The 15,998-nt window shown below is 74.2% G+C and carries 13 protein-coding genes; 2 read left to right on the forward strand and 11 right to left on the reverse strand.

Going from position 1 to position 15,998, the window contains the following annotated elements; all coding sequences use genetic code 11:
* Nucleotides 1-22 precede the first annotated feature (22 nt).
* The 4 genes from N8N77_RS04160 to N8N77_RS04175 all read right to left on the reverse strand — a co-directional run bounded on the left by N8N77_RS04160 (nucleotide 23) and on the right by N8N77_RS04175 (nucleotide 5,501).
* Complete coding sequence (locus N8N77_RS04160) at nucleotides 23-2,527, reverse strand: CHAT domain-containing tetratricopeptide repeat protein (protein WP_261164855.1); 2,505 nt, start codon at nucleotides 2,525-2,527, stop codon at nucleotides 23-25.
* Nucleotides 2,528-2,730: 203 nt separating this feature from the next.
* Nucleotides 2,731-4,365 carry a S8 family serine peptidase gene (locus N8N77_RS04165; RefSeq protein ID WP_261164857.1) on the reverse strand — a complete coding sequence of 545 codons (1,635 nt, stop codon included), beginning with the start codon at nucleotides 4,363-4,365 and terminating at the stop codon, nucleotides 2,731-2,733.
* 39 nt (nucleotides 4,366-4,404) lie between these two features.
* A complete protein-coding gene (locus N8N77_RS04170) occupies nucleotides 4,405-4,869 on the reverse strand; it encodes a hypothetical protein (RefSeq protein ID WP_261165613.1) in 465 nt (154 codons plus the stop codon).
* A 14-nt stretch (nucleotides 4,870-4,883) separates the two neighbouring features.
* Nucleotides 4,884-5,501: an RNA polymerase sigma factor gene (locus N8N77_RS04175; protein WP_261164859.1), complete on the reverse strand. Its 618-nt coding sequence runs from the start codon at nucleotides 5,499-5,501 to the stop codon at nucleotides 4,884-4,886.
* Between the two features lie 234 nt (nucleotides 5,502-5,735).
* Between N8N77_RS04175 and N8N77_RS04180 the strand changes: the two genes are divergently transcribed.
* Both N8N77_RS04180 and N8N77_RS04185 read left to right on the forward strand, forming a co-directional pair.
* Nucleotides 5,736-6,545 carry a WecB/TagA/CpsF family glycosyltransferase gene (locus N8N77_RS04180; RefSeq protein WP_261164861.1) on the forward strand — a complete coding sequence of 270 codons (810 nt, stop codon included), beginning with the start codon at nucleotides 5,736-5,738 and terminating at the stop codon, nucleotides 6,543-6,545.
* Nucleotides 6,538-8,298 carry a glycosyltransferase gene (locus tag N8N77_RS04185; protein ID WP_261164863.1) on the forward strand — a complete coding sequence of 587 codons (1,761 nt, stop codon included), beginning with the start codon at nucleotides 6,538-6,540 and terminating at the stop codon, nucleotides 8,296-8,298. Before N8N77_RS04180 ends, N8N77_RS04185 begins: the two co-directional genes overlap by 8 nt.
* A 15-nt stretch (nucleotides 8,299-8,313) precedes the next feature.
* On the opposite strand, the gene N8N77_RS04190 is transcribed toward N8N77_RS04185, so the two are convergent.
* From N8N77_RS04190 to N8N77_RS04220, 7 genes are read right to left on the reverse strand one after another with little or no spacing between them, the layout of a single operon-like run.
* Nucleotides 8,314-9,519 (reverse strand): glycosyltransferase family 4 protein, encoded by a 1,206-nt coding sequence (locus N8N77_RS04190; RefSeq protein ID WP_261164864.1) that lies wholly within the window; start codon nucleotides 9,517-9,519, stop codon nucleotides 8,314-8,316.
* Nucleotides 9,516-10,904: an O-antigen ligase family protein gene (locus tag N8N77_RS04195; RefSeq protein WP_261164867.1), complete on the reverse strand. Its 1,389-nt coding sequence runs from the start codon at nucleotides 10,902-10,904 to the stop codon at nucleotides 9,516-9,518. Before N8N77_RS04195 ends, N8N77_RS04190 begins: the two co-directional genes overlap by 4 nt.
* Entirely contained in the window at nucleotides 10,901-11,740 is an 840-nt protein-coding gene (locus N8N77_RS04200) for a hypothetical protein (protein ID WP_261164869.1), read from the reverse strand. The genes N8N77_RS04195 and N8N77_RS04200 overlap by 4 nt, the downstream gene beginning before the upstream one ends.
* Complete coding sequence (locus tag N8N77_RS04205; protein WP_261164871.1) at nucleotides 11,737-12,417, reverse strand: hypothetical protein; 681 nt, start codon at nucleotides 12,415-12,417, stop codon at nucleotides 11,737-11,739. Before N8N77_RS04205 ends, N8N77_RS04200 begins: the two co-directional genes overlap by 4 nt.
* Nucleotides 12,414-13,670 (reverse strand): glycosyltransferase family 1 protein, encoded by a 1,257-nt coding sequence (locus N8N77_RS04210; protein ID WP_261165614.1) that lies wholly within the window; start codon nucleotides 13,668-13,670, stop codon nucleotides 12,414-12,416. The genes N8N77_RS04205 and N8N77_RS04210 overlap by 4 nt, the downstream gene beginning before the upstream one ends.
* Before the next feature lie 21 nt (nucleotides 13,671-13,691).
* Nucleotides 13,692-14,855: a glycosyltransferase family 4 protein gene (locus tag N8N77_RS04215; protein ID WP_261164873.1), complete on the reverse strand. Its 1,164-nt coding sequence runs from the start codon at nucleotides 14,853-14,855 to the stop codon at nucleotides 13,692-13,694.
* Complete coding sequence (locus tag N8N77_RS04220) at nucleotides 14,852-15,988, reverse strand: DegT/DnrJ/EryC1/StrS aminotransferase family protein (RefSeq protein ID WP_261164875.1); 1,137 nt, start codon at nucleotides 15,986-15,988, stop codon at nucleotides 14,852-14,854. The genes N8N77_RS04215 and N8N77_RS04220 overlap by 4 nt, the downstream gene beginning before the upstream one ends.
* Nucleotides 15,989-15,998: the final 10 nt, after the last annotated feature.

Consider the following 15,998-nt stretch of genomic DNA (forward strand, 5'->3'; position numbering starts at 1 on the left):
CCGGCGGGCGGTCGCCCGAGGGTCAGGCCGGGGTGAAGCCGCTGCCGTGGGCCAGGAACGGCGAGGCGAGCCCGGTCTCCTGTCCGGCCAGGGCGAGCGCCTCCGCGGGGGCGAGGCCGGCCGCGAGGCCGCCGTGGAACGCGCTGAGCACTTCGGCCGCCACGTCGTCGGCGACCATCACGGGGGCGGCGACCACGCTGACCGCGCCCGCGTGCAGCCAGGCGTTGGCCATGCTCAGCGCCTCGGACCCCCATCGCACGGACGAGCGCCCGAGCTCGCACGCCGACAGCACCACGGTGGCGGGGGGATCGGGGATGAGGTCGATGTCGTAGCCGAAGAGCGTGCCGTCGGCCAGGCTCAGACCCGACAGCATCGGAGAGCCGGGCGCGTGCCGTCCATGGGCCACGACATGCAGCACCTCCACCTCGTGCGCGAGCCCCGTCACCGCGTCGACGCGGGCGTCCGGCCCGTGCAGCACCCGGGGTGGATCGGCGCGCCCACTGGCGACCGGACCACGCTCGACCTCCCAGGCGAACGAGGCGCGCTCGACCTCCTCGAGGCCGCGAGCGACGGCGGGGCCGACCGCGAACCCCACCGAGCGAGCAGAGGCCCACGCGCCGCGCGAGGCGAGCCAGCGTGAAGCGGACCGCGCAAGCGTGACGGCGCGTCCCCGCGTGGCGGGCAGCATCGCCCATGGCATCCCGGCGAGCGAGCCCGGTGCCGTGATGAGCACGCGGCGCGGATCGCCGGCCGCATCCAGCGCGGGCTCGACGAGCAGGCGAGACAGGGTGGCCAGGCGCGCGTCCAGCGCCGCGGCGACCGCACGCGCCATGGGACCGGAGCGGATCGCGGCCGACACGTCGAGGTCCGCCCGAAGGCCCTGCAGCTCACGCCGCACCTGCGGCCAGGCGATCTCGAAAGCGCGCGGGGGGCGCTCCTGCGGTACGACGAGACAGGCGAGCCGCCCGCGACTGAACAGGTAGGTCACGAAGGCGGTCTCGCGATCCAGCCCCGCCCTCACCTGGTCGAGATCGGCTCGCGGGATGGGTTCGGGGCCGCCCACGGTGGCCCACTGCCGGTTCTGCAGCCGCTCACGGATGGCGCGGATCCGTGGGTCGCTCGCCGCATCCTGCTCCCCCACCTCGTCGTAGAGCAGGCGCAACTGGGCGAGGTCCCGCGCGTGCGCGGGGTCCGGTGGCGGGCGGACCGGTGTGACCTGGTGGGCGAAGTGCCGGGCGCGCTCCGACCAGTCGAACATGATCTCGGGGCGACGCGAGCGCATCGCCGCATCGAGACCGTCGAAGATCAGCTGTGCGCCGTGCATGCCCGATGACGACGCCATGTCGAGAGATCCGAACGAGCGCTGCCAGCGTGCGAGGCTCTCCAGCCCCTCCGCCGCGTGACGCCTGACCTCGGTGTACCGGCCGCGGGCTGCGGCTCGGGCCGCCCGCGCCTCGTGCACGAGCAGCCGGACGGTGAGCGGATCCCGAGACCGCAGGCGAAGCGGCGGTCCCGACGCATCGCCCGCTCGCGCTCGGGCGATGCGCCAGGCAAGCCGCAGCGACAGCGCCTCCTCGCGGAACCCCGTGCGCTCCAGCTCCCGTGCCGCCTCGTCCACCTGCTCGGCCGACGGGGCACGACGGCGCGCGGCGGGACCGAGCTCGAGGAGCGCGCGCAGTCGCACGCCCTCCGCGCGGGCGGCCCACGTCGTGCTGCCGAGGGCACGGAAGCGGCGCGCGGCGGCCGCCGCCGTCGTCGCCGCCCGCGGCCGGTCGTGCGTCACGAGCGACCGCGCCAGCTGCAGCTCCGCCTCGGCCCGCGACTGGGGCACCCTCGCCGCCCCGAAGGAGCGCGCGACCTCTGCCAGCGTCCGCTCGGCGTCGACGATGTTGCCCGCCTCGCGCAGCACCTCCGCACGGTCGAGGTCGCAGATCGCGGCATTCACGGGAGACGACGCGGCGAGCGGACGGGCCTCCGCCATGCGCTCGAGCGCGGTGATGAGATCACCCTCGAGCAAGGCGACGTAGCCGATGTTGTGGATGGCACGGGCGCGGTCCTGCTCCAGGCCGGCCTCACCGAAGGCACGGGCGGCCTCGTCGAGCGCCTGCCGCGCCTCGGCGAGTCGGCCGCGGTGCATCAGCGCGACGCTCTTGTTGATGAGCATGTGGCCGCGCCGGACGGGATCCCGCTGCGTCGCGAGCGCGCGACCGAGCCGTGCAAGCGCCTCGGCGTAGTCGCCGCGTTCGACCGCCATCGCCCCGAGCTGCCCCTCCAGCACCGAGATCGTCGCGTCGCTCAGGCCCGCCGCGCGCCCCGCCTCCAGCGCCTCCTGGCAGATCCTGAGGGCCAGGTCGGGCTGACCGCTTCGGGTGAGGATGTACGCGAGCGTGCCCGCGATGCGCGCCTCCAGCTCGAGCGATTCCGCGCGCTCGTACGCCGCGGAAACCGCCCGCCACGCTTCAGCCACCCTCCCCTGATTGATGAAGGTGATGCCGCGCTCGTGCAGCTCCTCGGGTGTCCGCCCCATGTTTCATGCCGCTCGGAATCGCAGTGCCCGGGCAGAACTGCCTAATGCCGAGCGCGCTCTTCCGCCCCGGTGGGAATCGGGAGCAGCATGTTCCCCGACGCTCGCGACACCCGACACGCGCAGCGTCACACCGCTCCCGGCGTCATGCGTCGGCTGCACGGAAAGGTCCACCCTGATGCCCTTCACCCAGACCACGGTCGCGCTCACCGAGACTCCTGCGGGGTCGTCGATCCGCCGTCGATTCCCCTGGCCGCGAGCGCCGCGTGGGTCGCGCGCCGCGACCGGGCGACGCGCGCGGCAGCGTTCCGCTCGCGCTTGACCGGCTGCGCTGCGAGTTCCGCGGCGATCATCGCCGCCACGTACGGTGCGGCGAACGACGTGCCGCTCCACACGGCGAACCCGCCGCGAAAGCTCTCGGGAGCGATCGTCTCGCGACGGAGCCGGTACTCATCCGAGCGCGTCGTCGCCTGCCTGCCACCCTCGAAGTCCGGACTCGTGCTGACCACGGCGGCGCCCGGAGCGTAGACGCGCACCCAGGGCCCCACGTTCGAGAACAGCGCCACGGAGTCGCCGCCGGGGTTGAGGGCGCCCACCGAGACGTGATCCGCGAACTCGTCGGGCTTGATGCCGTTGTCCGAGCCGGGCCACGGCCAGAGGGCGGCGGGGAACGCCGGCCGATCGATCGCGTCGTTGCCTGCGGAGCAGACGACGACGCATCCGAGCTCGCGGGCGACGCGCAGGATGTCGAACAGCGTGGTCGAGTAGTGCCCGTCCTCCGGTGTCTCGTGGTAGTAGCCGAGCGAGAGATTGAGCACGTCGACCGCGAGGCCGTCACGCGCGCCCTCCTGGTGGCGGCGCAGGAGTTCCACGACGTCGGCGAGGGTGGCCAGGAGCGCGCTCTCGGACACGAGCCCCAGGGCGTCCGCCACGCGCACCGAGACGATGTCGGCGTCCGGCGCCACTTGGCGCACGATCCCCGCGATGAAGGTCCCGTGCCCCGCGACGGGGTCGAGGGCGCCGTCGAGCTGCCCGTAGAGGTCACCGAACCGCTCCGGATCGGCGTCGTCCGTAAGTCCGATCGGGCGCCCGTCGATCTCGAGGTGCCGCGTGACCACGTCATCCGGCAACCAGTCGTGGGCACCGCATCCCGTGTCGAGGACCGCCACGACGGGACGCCGGTGCCCCGGCGGCACCGCGGCGCGAGCCGGCGCGGCGCCGATCCGGGCGACCGGCTGACGGCCGCCGCAGCCCGCTCGCGCGTACTCGGCGGCCCCGTACGGGTTGCTCGATGTGAACGGGTTGCTGGACGTGAAGGGGTTCGAGGAGGTGAACGGGTTGGAGGATGTGAACGGGTTCGCCCTCGTGAAGGGGTTCACGCCCACCGGATCGATCGCGATGAGATGGTCCAGGCCCACCCCCGTCAGCGGCGACCGCGAGAGCCGCCGAGCCCGCTGCAACAGGCGCCAGGCGTCGGGCGCGGCGAGCGGGTCGCGACGGTCCGCGTCCGCGGCGAGGATCACCCGGGTCACGCCCGGCACACCGGGCAGCAACGGGGCGGGCTGCGTCCCCAGCTCGGGCAGCACCTCGCCGCGCAGGCTCTCCGCGGTCAGAACCCAGCCGAGCTCTCCGGCCGCATCGGCCAGCGCGCGCAGATTCGCACCGCGGGCGGCGGCGGTGTCGCCCGTGACGAGCAGCCGGTCGGGAACATAGACCGTCGGGAAGGGGGTGATCCCGGGTGCGTCCTCCGCGGTGGGTTCCAGAATGCGTCCCGGAGGGATCGAGCCGGCCGCGCGGTCACGCCACGTCCAGCCCGGCGGCTGGGCGCCCTCTCCCACCATCGCGCTCACCCCTCCCCGGTGACACGCGGCGCGGAGGGATCACACCTCGAACTGCGGTGTGACGAACTCCCTCAGCTCCCCGTCCTGTCGCACGATCACCCGTACCGTGGCGAGACCCGGGGCCGCCTCGGGGAACGCGAACCGCCCCTCGCTGCCGACCTCCGCCACGCGGTCTTCCCCGTCGTCCTGCGTCATCCGGGCCGCCAGCACGGCCGGATCCGACCAACCGTCGACGCGGCGCCCGCCCGACTCGGTCACCGACACGTGCAGCAGCACGCTCGTCTCGCCGTCGCTGAACTGCAACGTGAGCCGCGACTGCTCGCTGCGGACGGCGCCCTCGAGCGAGCTCTCCAGGGTGAGCAACGCGTACTCGCGCGAGACATCGTCGATCGCCACCGACGCGATCATGCGCTCGGTGAGGTCCGCCGGCGGCGCGTCGCGGCGCTCCCAGAGCTCGCGGATGGCCGCGAACAGCTCCTCATCCGTGCCACCGCCGGTCGACATACTCTCCACAGACGTCATTCTGCTCCCGAATCCAGTCCGGTCCCCTGAATGAGGCCTCGGAGTTTCGCCAGGCATCGACCGCGCGTCGGTCCGATGCTGCCCATCGGCATGCCGAGATCGTCGGCGATGCGGCGGTAATCGGGCCGCTCGTCGAAGGCGACCACGCGCAGCAGGCGACGGCACCGGTCATCCAGCTCGCCGACCGCGCGCCACAGGCGCTGCGCGGCGACGCTCTCGACCGCCTCATCCTCCGCCGACGGCTGCGCCGGCAGCCGTACCTCGAGGATCTCGTCCTCGGTCGCGTCCGATCGTGACGCCATGCGCACCGACTGCCACGCGTTGCGTCGGGCCGTGATCGTGAGCCAGGCGGAGACGGCCTGCGCATCCTGCACGGAATCGTGCTTACGCACGAAGGCGAGCCAGGTGGACTGCACGACGTCCTCGGCAGCCGACGTCGAGAGCCCGTACGCCCGGACGGTGTGCCACAGGACCGGTGTCATGATCCTCACCAGCTCGTCCAAAGCCCGGGAGTCACCGTCTCGCCAGCGCACGAAGCAGCGCGCCGCCTGCTCCCACCGCGGGGCGGACTCGCCGATGTCGTCCGCGGGCGCGGCATCCACCTCCATGGGCATCGGCACCTCCCGCGTCAGCCGAGATCACGGCGCGGGTATCGACCGCCGAATCGTCGGAGCGAATGTCGGGCTACTGCTCCCCATAGTGTGCCCGGGCCGGCGTGGATCGGGCAAGCAGTCGGTGCGGGTGCCCGGGTCCCTCGTATCAGACGGGGCGCCGCGTGATCCTTCGCAGCGCACGCCGGCAGCGGCAGCACCCCGCGCGGCTGCGCGCACCCGAGCAGGAGGAGCATCATGACGCAGGCCCCCGCGTTCACCGCGGCGATCCCCACGCTCGACACCGACGGCGTGCCGATCCACCTCGTGGCGGCCGTCCCGGCGCTCGACGTCATCGTCGCGGCCGCGGAGCGACATCCACAGCGTCCTCTCGCCGTCGCCTCGATCAACCTCGACCACCTGCACCACTTCGGCCGCCACACGCGCCGTTCCGGCCCGCCGTCCGACGACGTCGAGTGGCTCAACCTCATCGACGGCTCTCCCATCGCGGCGTTCGCGCGCCGGGCGACGGGGCAGGCGCACCCCAAGCTGTCGGGAAGCGACCTCGTCCACGCCGTCCTCGATCGCGCAAGCGAGCGCGGCCTCTCCGTCGCCGTGCTGGGTGGGCGGCCCTCGGTGTCGGAGCCGCTGCGGCGGCGGCTCGCCGAGCGCTGGCCGAGCCTGCGTCTCGCGGGTCACTGGACGCCGTCCCCGGCGGAGCTGGACGACCCCGCCGCGGCCGCCGAGCTGACGCGGCGCATCCGCGCGGCGGGGCCCGACATCCTGCTCGTCTGCCTCGGCAAGCCGCGGCAGGAGACGTGGATCGGCGCGCACGGCGCACGCACCGGCGCAGGCGCGCTCCTGGCCTTCGGAGCCGTGGTCGACTTCCTCGCGGGCGCTGCGGCGCGGGCCCCGCGATGGGTCTCCGAGTCCGGCCTCGAGTGGGCCTGGCGGCTCGCGCGCGAGCCCCGACGGCTCGCGCGTCGCTATCTTGTGCAGGGCCCGCCTGCCTATGTGGCGCTGCACCGGTCGCCCCACGCCCTTCGTGAGGGGGTGCGCGGTGCGTGAGGCGGACGGCTCGTTCGCCCGCGACGGGCACGCCGACATCGCCGCGATCGTCGTCACCTACGACAGCGCGCGCGACCTGGGGCCGTTGCTGGCGACGCTGCGCCGTGAGGCCACCACGCTCGCGTTGCGGGTGATCGTCGCCGACAACTCCCCCGACGACGCGACGCTGCGCGTCGCCCGCGCGCATCCCGACGTCATCGCCGTGCCCACCGGCGGCAACCTCGGCTACGCCGGGGGAATCAACGCCGGCGCCGAGCACGTGGGCGACGCCGAGAGCGTGCTCGTGCTCAACCCCGACCTGCGCGTGCGCGAGGGCGCGCTGGACGCGATGCTGGGCGCCCTTCGCGCCGACGCCCGTCGTGGGGCCGTGGTGCCGCGGATCGTCGACGCGGGCGGCCGCACCTCGGCATCGCTGTTCCGCGAGCCCACCCTGAGCCGAGCGCTCGGCGACGCGCTGCTCGGGCGGCTGTGGCGCCGGCGACCGCCCGCCCTGTCGGAATCCGTCCGCGACCCGCGGGCGTATGAGCGCGCGCACGACGTGGACTGGGCCACCGGGGCGGCGATCCTCCTTTCGGCGACCGCCATGGCGCGCGTAGGCGAGTGGGACGAGCGGTACTTCCTCTATTCGGAGGAGACCGACTACCTGCGCCGCGTGCGCGACGCGGGATGGCGTGTGCACTTCACCCCGGCCGCGGTGGTCGCGCATGCCCAGGGCGGATCGGGAACGTCGAGCGCGCTGGAGTGCCTCCTCGAGGTGAATCGCGTGCGGTACATGCGCGCGCACGCGCCGCGGCGAGCGGGCCTCTATCGCGCGGCGCGACTGCTGGGCACGGCGCTGCGGGCACCGTGGTCGGCGCGGAATCGCCACCTCGTGGCCGCGTTGTGCCGTGAGTCGCGATGGGACCGGTTGCCGGCGGCCACCTGGCGCGGCGACGGCTCCCCCGCCGCCGCCGTCGTCATCCCCGCCCACAACGAGGCCGCCGTCATCGAGCGGACGCTGGCGCGGCTGCGCGAGCCGGCGGCCGCCGGCTCCCTCGAGGTGCTCGTCGTGTGCAACGGCTGCACGGACGACACGGCCGCGCGCGCCCGGCGCTTCACCGGCGTGCGGGTGCTCGAGATGACGGAGGGCTCCAAGCCCCGAGCGCTGAATGCCGGGATCGCGGCGGCGCGGGTGCGGCCCGTCATCGTCCTCGACGCCGACATCGAGCTACCGCCCAGCGCCATCCCCGGGGTCCTGCGGGCCCTGCGCCGCCCGGCCGTGCTCGCCGCCCGGCCGCCATTCGCATACGACGTCTCGTCGGCCGGGCCGCTCGTGCGCGCCTACTATCGAGCGCGCACCCGGGTGCCCGAGCTCAGCGCCGCCATGTGGGGCGCCGGCGTCTACGCCCTCGCCCCCGAGGGGGAACGCCGGGTTGCGCCCTTTCCGCTCGTGACCGCCGATGACGTGCACGTCGAGACGACGCTGGCCGGCACGACGGCGATCCCTCCCCTCGCCGCCGTGCGCGTGCGCGTGCCCACCACGACGCGCGATCTGCTGGCGACGCTGGTGCGCGTCCGCCGGGGCCCGGCCGAGCTCGGCATCGACACCGGGCGGCGCACGATGCGCGGCCTCCTGCGGACGATCGCGGGCCCCGCATCAGCGCGCGACGCCGTCGTCTACGCGGTGCTCGCCGCCGTCGCCCGACGGCGAGCGAGCCGCTCTCGACCGGGCGCGTGGGAGCGCGACGCGTCCAGCCGCGTCGCGGCCGCGTGAGGGGCGACGAGGGCGTCACGCCGAGTGGGTCGACGGCGGGGGCGCGATCGCCCCGGCGCGGTCCGCGCGTCGCGACAGCCCCGCCACCTCGTGCAGCACGGCGCTCACACCCTCGCTGAACACGCGGTGGTCACGCGCGGCCTCGACCTTGCGCCGTCCCGCCGCCCCCATGCGTGCCGCGCGCTCGGGGTCGCGCCACAGGGCGAGGATCGCCTGCCGCAGCGCCGCATGATCGCCGGCGGGCACCCACACGCCCTCCACGCCGTCGACGAACGCGCCGCGCTGCCCGGCGACCGCCGAGACGATGACGGCCTTACCCATCGCCCACGCCTCGTTCATGCAGGTGATGCCGTTGTCGCTGTCGGTGGGGCGCAGCGGGACGACGACGAAGCGCGAGCGCGCGTACAGGTCGCGCAGCTCCTCGGCGCTCATCGTGCCGAAGGTCACGTGCGGCGGAGCGTCGGCCTCGCCGCGGCGGTCGCCGTCCGCGGCGTTCCACCAGTCCGGTCGTGAGGTGTCGAGGACCCCGGCGATGTGGCACGGGATGTCGAGTCCGTCCAGTGCGCGCACGAGCGTCGGGTAGTCGCGCATCTCGCCCCCCGCGGCGCAGATCGTGTGGAGCCCGTCGGCGGGAACGGGCGCCCAGAACGCGGTATCGAGCGTCCAGGGCAACGCGACGAGCGCGTCGGCCGGCACGCCGACGGATCGCACCGCGAACTCGCGCTGCGTCACGGGCGGCAGGATGATGCGGTCCAGGCGCGGGTGCGCCGCGCGGAGCAGCACCGCCTTCTTGCGCTCCGAGATCCGGGTCAGCAGCGCGACGATGCGCATGCGCCGCCGCGAGATCCGGCACAGCAGTGCGAGGACGAGGGCCACGTCCGCCACGCTCCAGCAGAAGACGGCATCGAAGCGTGGACCGACGCGCAGCGCCTCCAGCACCTGAACCAGTCTCATCGGCACACGCCGGTACAGGGCGCGCAGCCACCGCGGAGGATCGGTGCCGAGGGCACGGTCGACGTAGACGATGTCTGCGTCGACGTCGAGCATCCACGAGCGCGGCCCCCCGCCCGGCATCGACGGGTCGGGCGTCGGGAACAGCGTGTTGGCGAGCACGAGCACGCGGGGCCTGCGGGATGACGCGGCGGAAGCCGCGACGCGCCCGTCCGACGAGCGCCGCGCGCGGCGACCGGGCGGCGACGCACGCGCGATGAAGCCGGTCACGCGATGCCTCGCAGCGCGGCGGCGCGTACGGGGCGGTGCGAACGCGCCAGCGACTCATCGGCGCGCCCGATCGCGCGCACCGCGCCCGCGAGCCCCACCAGCAGGAAGAACATGCCCGCCGAGATGGGGAAGCTGAGGCCGTCGAAGAACGCGAACAGGATGACGGTCGTGCCCAGCGCCGCCGCGATCCCGCGGCCGAGGGCCGCGATGTCGGCGTAGGGAGAGCGACGGATCGTCTGGACGGCGCCCCACAGCGCCGCCACCACCACCGCGCCGGCGGCGAGCGCGCCCAGCACCCCGAGCTCGAGCAGCAGCAGAGCCCACTGATTGTCGAAGATGTAGTACCGGGGCAGGAACGTGCCGAGGCCGACGCCGAGAACCGGGCTGGCGGCGAGGAACTCGGGGATGCGCGCGAGGCCGTCGGTGCGGGACTCCGTGCTGGGGTCGCTCCCGATGCCGAGGAACAGGCCGACGATGGTGCCGTACAGGCCCGGCACGACCACCACGGCGGCGGCGCCGGCGAGAGCGGCGCCGATGGCGACCGCCACCCGATACGCGGCGGGCAGCGCGGGCAGCGACAGCACGATCGCGGCGGCCAGTCCGACAAGACTCGAGCGCGAGACGGAGAGGATCGCGGAGAAGACGATGAGGGCGGCCGGCAGCCATGTCCACGGCAGGCGCCCTCGACCGGCCTCGGCTCGCGTCACGCCCATGGTGATGGCCAGCGGCACGATCGAGCAGATCGCCGCGGAGTGCTCCAGGGGATGGGTGGCGGTGCCCGTGGGCCGGGTGAACTCCCCCCGGGCGATGACGCCCCCGTCCTCCACCTGCACGCCCGGGATCAGCGCGGTCACATCCAGCAGCGTCTGATTCGTCACGAACTGCGCCAGGCCGAGCAGCGCGACGAGCGTGCCGGCGACGACGATGCGCCCGAGCAACGCGTCCACGTCGCGCAGCGTGCGCAGGCCGTCGATCATGACGAGCACGACGCCCGTCCACGACAGCAGGCGGGCGATCGCCGACACGGCCGATCCGATCTGGTCGTGCGGCTGCCCGCGCAGCATCGCGGCGGCGAAGCTGACCAGCGCGACGAGCAGGAGCGCCGCGAGCGCCCAGCGCACGGGGTGGGCCGCGCGCACCACGTCGACCTCGCGCGCCTGCAGGCGGGCGATCACCCACCACAGCAGCAGCACGAGCCCCCACAGCATGGCGGGCCGCCCCATCGAGCCCAGCCCCGCGATCACGAGATTCGACGGGACGGCGAACAGCAGCACGACGTAGACGGTGATCATCGTCAACGCCGTGCCGGTGCGCGCAGGGCGCACCCACCGGCCCCATGCGGCCGAGACCGGGGGCGGGAGCGCGACCGGGCGGCCCGAGCTCATCGCCGTCGTCCCGCCCGTCCGCCGTCGCCGCGCGCGGGAACCGGTGCGGGGCGCTCCTCCACGAGCATTCGTTCGATCGCCTCGTCGACGTCGACCTCCACGTCGACGCCCTCGTCCTCCTCAGCCGTGGTCACCTCGGAACGGACGGCCTCGGCCCCGGTGGTCGTGTCATCCGGCTCGTCGCCCCTCACCGCCCGCTTGCGACGCGGCCTGCGCGCGAGCCCGTCCACCGCGGCCGCGACGAGCAGCACGAGAAGCAGCGAGCCGGCTCCCGTGAGGCCGGCGGCCATGAGTCGGTCACGGTTCGACAGGGTGCCCTCGGACGAGACGGCGACGGTCCAGATGCTCATCCGCAGTTCGGAGGAGACCTCCTGCTCGTCCTGGATCTCTCCGAAGACGTGCTCGGTGCGCTGCAGCATCTCGTCGACGATCCGGGCGGCGTCGCCGTCGTCCGCCGCGCTCGCCGTGATGAGGATCATCGGCGCGGAGCTGGTGTGATCGCGCGCCACCTGCACCTCGGCGCCGTCGTACGGCTCGAGGACCTCGGCGACGGAGGCCTCCGCCCCGGCGACCCGCACGAGCACGTCCGCAGCCGTGCCCAGGCCGCCGAGGTAGAGGAAGGGGTTCGGCTCCGTCTCCACCTCCTCGCCGTCCACCTCCACCACGGTCACCGGCATGCTTGCCTCGCCGGGCAGCAGCATCTGGGTCGCGGTGCGCTGATACGTCGGCGGTGTGTGCGTCCATACCGCCAGCGCCGCGCCCGCGGCCAGGAGGGCGCCCGGCAGCACGATGTACCACCTCCGCACCAGCCCTCGAAGCGTTTCTGCGATGTTCATTCGTCTCCCCTTTCGCGAGCATTCGTCCTCGCACGCGGGCGCCACGCGTGGGCGGCCCGATCCGTCGCGACCGCCGCGCCTCCGGCGGCGATCAGGCCCGCCGCTCCGAGAGCGCCGAGCCCCGCGAGCTGGCCGGTGCGCGACGGCGCGATGTGGTCGATGCGCGTGCTGAGCGGATCGACCTCGGCCTTGATGTCGGTGATCTGGCCGGGCTGTCGGTGCAGCGCGGTGCTGTGCGAGATCCGGGCCAGCGCCTCGCGCTGGCGTTCCTCCACCCATGCGCGAGAAGGGCCCACGATCTGCACCACGATCTCCGCCGCCGCGTAGCTCGGCTTCCACTGGTTGCCGTAATCGGTCAGCCCCACCTGCACGCCCTGGCGCAGCCCGGCGCCGTGGTAGGGGGCGTCGGCGCGGGCGTATCGCACGGTGGGCTGGCCGGGCACCACCTCCGAGGCGACGGCGCCCGCGAACGCGATCACGTTCTGATCCTTGATCGACTGCTCCACGCCCAACGCGTTGTCGGTGCCCCACAGGAACATGACGGTGGTGCGCGTCGTGTACACGCCGCCGGCAGCGGAGGCGACGAGGTACCACGCGAGCAGCGCGGTGGCACCCAGCGCCGCAGCTGCGGCGTACCACCGCCGACCCAGGGTGACGAGCAGCTCACGCAGCGTCACGATGCCTCCGCCCGGTCGCCCGGGGCCGCGGGCGCGCCCGGCCTGCCGGCGCCCCACACCTCGTCCTCGAGGATGCGCACGATGTCGGCCTGCGCCCGGTCCCACCCCGACCGCGCCGTCGCGGCGATGCGGAGCGCGTGCGCCTGACGGTCGGGCCGGTCGACGGCCGCGACGAGGGCGGCCGCGATGCCGGCAGGGGTCGGACGCGCCCATGCCGGCGCCGGGCCCGGCAGATCGGCACGCGCCGAGGGCGTGTCGCCGACGACGGGCACGACGCCCGCGGCGATCATCTCCTCGGCCACGAGGGAGATGTTGGTGAACGACATCGCCAGGCCCGCCACGCAGCGTCCGTACAGCTCGTTGAGCGCGGCGGGTGCGAGTCTGCCGTGCCGCGTCGCCGGGAACGGCAGGTCGCGCACGTGCTCGCCGTACACGTGGATGGGTACCTCGGGCCGTGCGGCGTGGAAGCGTGTCAGCGCGAGCCGCGCGAGCTCCCACCCGCGGCGCGCGACGCCCGGGCGGGCGTACGCGACGACGCCGTCGCGATGCGCATCGGGCGCCGCCCGGTACACCGTCGTGTCGCAGCCGAACGAGGTGACATCGGGTTCGATGCCCACCTCCGTGCGCAGGGCGTGCGCGACGGCCTCCCCGAGCGCGACGCAGCGGAAACCGAAGCGATAGGTGTCCTCGGCCAGCGCGTACGCGGCGCCGCGGGGGTGGAACCACGGTTCGAAGTCCTGCACGAAGTACAGTCGCCGCATCGGCGCACGGCCGTGCACGGCCAGCACGTGGGCCGTCTCCCATGAGGAGGCGACGGCGGCATCGACGCCGGTGATGCCGTCACGGGCGTCGCGCACCTCGGCTCGCACCGCCGGCCACCACTCGCGGATGACCCGCGCGCGCTCCGCGGGGTCACCGCCGTGCCGCTCGTCGAGGAACAGCACGCAGCGGTGCCCCCGCGCCTCGACCGCTTCCACCATGCGGAAGAGAGTGGTGTGGCCGCCCGATCCGGGACCGGGCGGTGTCAGCACCCACCCCACGGCGAGGGGCACGCCGTGGGGTGGGGCCGCTGTGGGGGCGGCGAGCCGCAGGTCGGCGGAATCGGCGATGTCGGCGTCGGGCAGCCCGAGCACGCTCCCCGCGTCGCCCAGGGCTCCCGCGAGGCGGCTCGCGGCGCGCCGCAGCACGCCACGCGATCCCTCGCGGGCCAGCACCCGCATCCCCCTCAGCGCCGTGGCGCCCGCGCCGTCCATTCGCCGCACTCCCCCTTCGTCCTATGACGAGGAGTGGACGAGTGCGCCCCCTGATACCCGAGGATGCTCGCGGACGGTCTCGAGGATCCGTTCCGCGACATCCGCCCACGTGGCGCGCGACGCCGCCTCCCGCGCGGCCGCTCCCCTGCGCTGGGCCTCGCGCCGATCACACAGCGCCAGCATCGCCGCGTGAAGGGCTCGCTCGTCCCACGGGTCGACGACGATCGCGCCCGTGCCCAGCATCTCGGAGGCCCCGCCCTGCGACGTGGCGATGACGGGCAGCCCCGCGGAGGCGGCCTCCAGGTAGGCGATGGGCGACGGATCGAACAGGCTCGGCAGGACGAACGCGGTCGCCTGCGCGTACAACCCGTCCAGGACGGCCTGGGCACGCGCGTCGTGGCGCGGCAGCAGGCCATGGTCGACGACGCCCGGGGCCTCGACGCGGTCGTGCCGGCCGACGAGGTGCAGCACCGCGTCGGGACGCACGGCCCGCACGCGTTGGAAGGCCTCGAGCACCCGCTCGCCGTTCTTGCGCCGCCAGTCGACACCGACGAAGAGGAACACGGGAGCGGCGCCCCGCGCCGGCCGTCGCGCGGTGGCGCGCGGCCGGTGTCCCATGCCGACCACGTGCACCCGATCGGCAGGGATGCCGTAGTCGGCGCGCAGCGTCTCGGCGGCCCAGCGGGTGCTCACGAGGTTGAGGTCCGCCCGGCGGGACGATCGTCGCTGCACCGCGATCCAGCGAGCCACCGCGGCCGCGCGGAAACCAGCGGCGCGCGTGTCGGAGTGCTCGTGCGCCCACATGCTCTGCAGCGTCGCATCGTCATACGTGGCGACCATGGCACCCGCCGTGCGCACGCGATCCAGGCGGTAGGCGTCGGTGCCCGTCGCGAGCACGAGGTCGAGGGGCCCGCGGCGAAGGATCGCTCGGGTGAACGCCGCCTCGCGCGCGGCCATCTTGAGCGCGTCGTGTTCCGCGGCGCCCGGTTCGCGGTGGCGGAGGGTGGCGGCGAGGTGGATCGGCGCCGTGACCGCGCGGGGCACGTCGTAGCCGATCTCGACCACGTCGGCGCCGTGCTGCCGCAGCCCGCCCAGCAGCCCGTGGGGTGTTCCCGACCACAGGTCGGGCGTGATGGCGCCCCGGTGGGGTTGCACGAGGCCCACCCGCAGCCGGCGGGCGCTCACCGCTTCGCCCCTGTCGCCGTCGCCGCGCACAGCGCCTCCGCCACGCGCTCCTGCTGCGCGGCCGTGAGGTGCGCGTGCATGGGCAGCGACAGGATCTGATCGGCCGCTGCCTCGGCCACCGGGAAACTGCCGCGGGCCAGGCCCAGGTGGGCGTAGGCGCCCGTAAGATGCAGCGGCGTCGGGTAGTGGATGCCGGTGCCGATGCCCTCGGCCTCGAGGACCGCCCTGACGCGGTCGCGCGCGGCGACGCGCACCACGTAGAGGTGCCACACGTCGTCGTTGCCGGCTCGCGCCGACGGGACCCGCACACCGGGCGCATCGCGAAGCAGCTCGTCATATCGCGCGGCCGCGCGGCGGCGCGCCTCCGTCCACGCGGGCAGACGGCGCAGCTTGGCCCGCAGCACGGCGGCCTGCACGGCGTCGAGCCGCGAGTTCATGCCCACGCGGTCGTGCACGTACTTCACGGTGCTGCCGTGGGCTGCCGTGCTGCGCACGATCTCGGCGATGAGGGGGTCGTCGGTGAGCACCGCTCCCGCATCGCCCGCGGCACCGAGGTTCTTGCCGGGGTAGAAGCTCGTGGCGGCCACCGTGCCGAGCGCGCCCGCGCGCCCCGCGGCCGACGACGCCCCCTGCGCCTGCGCGGCGTCCTCGACGATCGCCAGATCGTGCCGCCGCGCGATCCGGTGCAGCGCCTCCACCGGCGCTGTCTGCCCGAACAGGTGCACGGGCGCGATCGCCCGCGTGCGCGGTGTGACGGCCGCCTCGACGGCATCGGGGTCGATGAGAAGGTGCTCCTCGTCGACGTCGACCGGCACCGGCACTGCGCCCAGGCGGGAGGCCGCCTCGGCCGTGGCGATGAAGGTGTTCGCCGGCAGGATCACCTCATCGCCCGGGCCCACGCCCACGGCGCGATAGGCGAGCTCGAGCGCGTCGGTGCCGTTGCCGACGCCGACGGCGTGCGCCACGCCGATGAAGTCGGCGTACTCGCGCTCGAACGCGGCGATCTCCTCGCCGCCGATGAACTCCGCCGACAGCAGCTGCCGACGCCACACGGCGAGCACGTCGTCCGCCACCTCCTCCGAGGGTGCGACGAGGTCGACGAACGGGACGGTGGTGCGCAGGCTGATTGCCATGGTTCTGCTC

Source organism: Microbacterium sp. Marseille-Q6965 (genome assembly GCF_946151065.1).
In the GTDB taxonomy this organism is placed as follows: domain Bacteria; phylum Actinomycetota; class Actinomycetes; order Actinomycetales; family Microbacteriaceae; genus Microbacterium.

Excerpts from the sequence above, each read along its gene's own strand:
- N8N77_RS04160 (WP_261164855.1), bottom strand. The coding sequence starts at position 2,527 with ATGGGGCGGACACCCGAGGAGCTGCACGAGCGCGGCATCACCTTCATC.
- N8N77_RS04165 (WP_261164857.1), bottom strand. The coding sequence starts at position 4,365 with ATGGTGGGAGAGGGCGCCCAGCCGCCGGGCTGGACGTGGCGTGACCGC.
- N8N77_RS04170 (WP_261165613.1), bottom strand. The coding sequence starts at position 4,869 with ATGTCGACCGGCGGTGGCACGGATGAGGAGCTGTTCGCGGCCATCCGC.
- N8N77_RS04175 (WP_261164859.1), bottom strand. The coding sequence starts at position 5,501 with ATGCCCATGGAGGTGGATGCCGCGCCCGCGGACGACATCGGCGAGTCC.
- N8N77_RS04180 (WP_261164861.1), top strand. The coding sequence starts at position 5,736 with ATGACGCAGGCCCCCGCGTTCACCGCGGCGATCCCCACGCTCGACACC.
- N8N77_RS04195 (WP_261164867.1), bottom strand. The coding sequence starts at position 10,904 with ATGAGCTCGGGCCGCCCGGTCGCGCTCCCGCCCCCGGTCTCGGCCGCA.
- N8N77_RS04200 (WP_261164869.1), bottom strand. The coding sequence starts at position 11,740 with ATGAACATCGCAGAAACGCTTCGAGGGCTGGTGCGGAGGTGGTACATC.
- N8N77_RS04210 (WP_261165614.1), bottom strand. The coding sequence starts at position 13,670 with ATGGACGGCGCGGGCGCCACGGCGCTGAGGGGGATGCGGGTGCTGGCC.
- N8N77_RS04220 (WP_261164875.1), bottom strand. The coding sequence starts at position 15,988 with ATGGCAATCAGCCTGCGCACCACCGTCCCGTTCGTCGACCTCGTCGCA.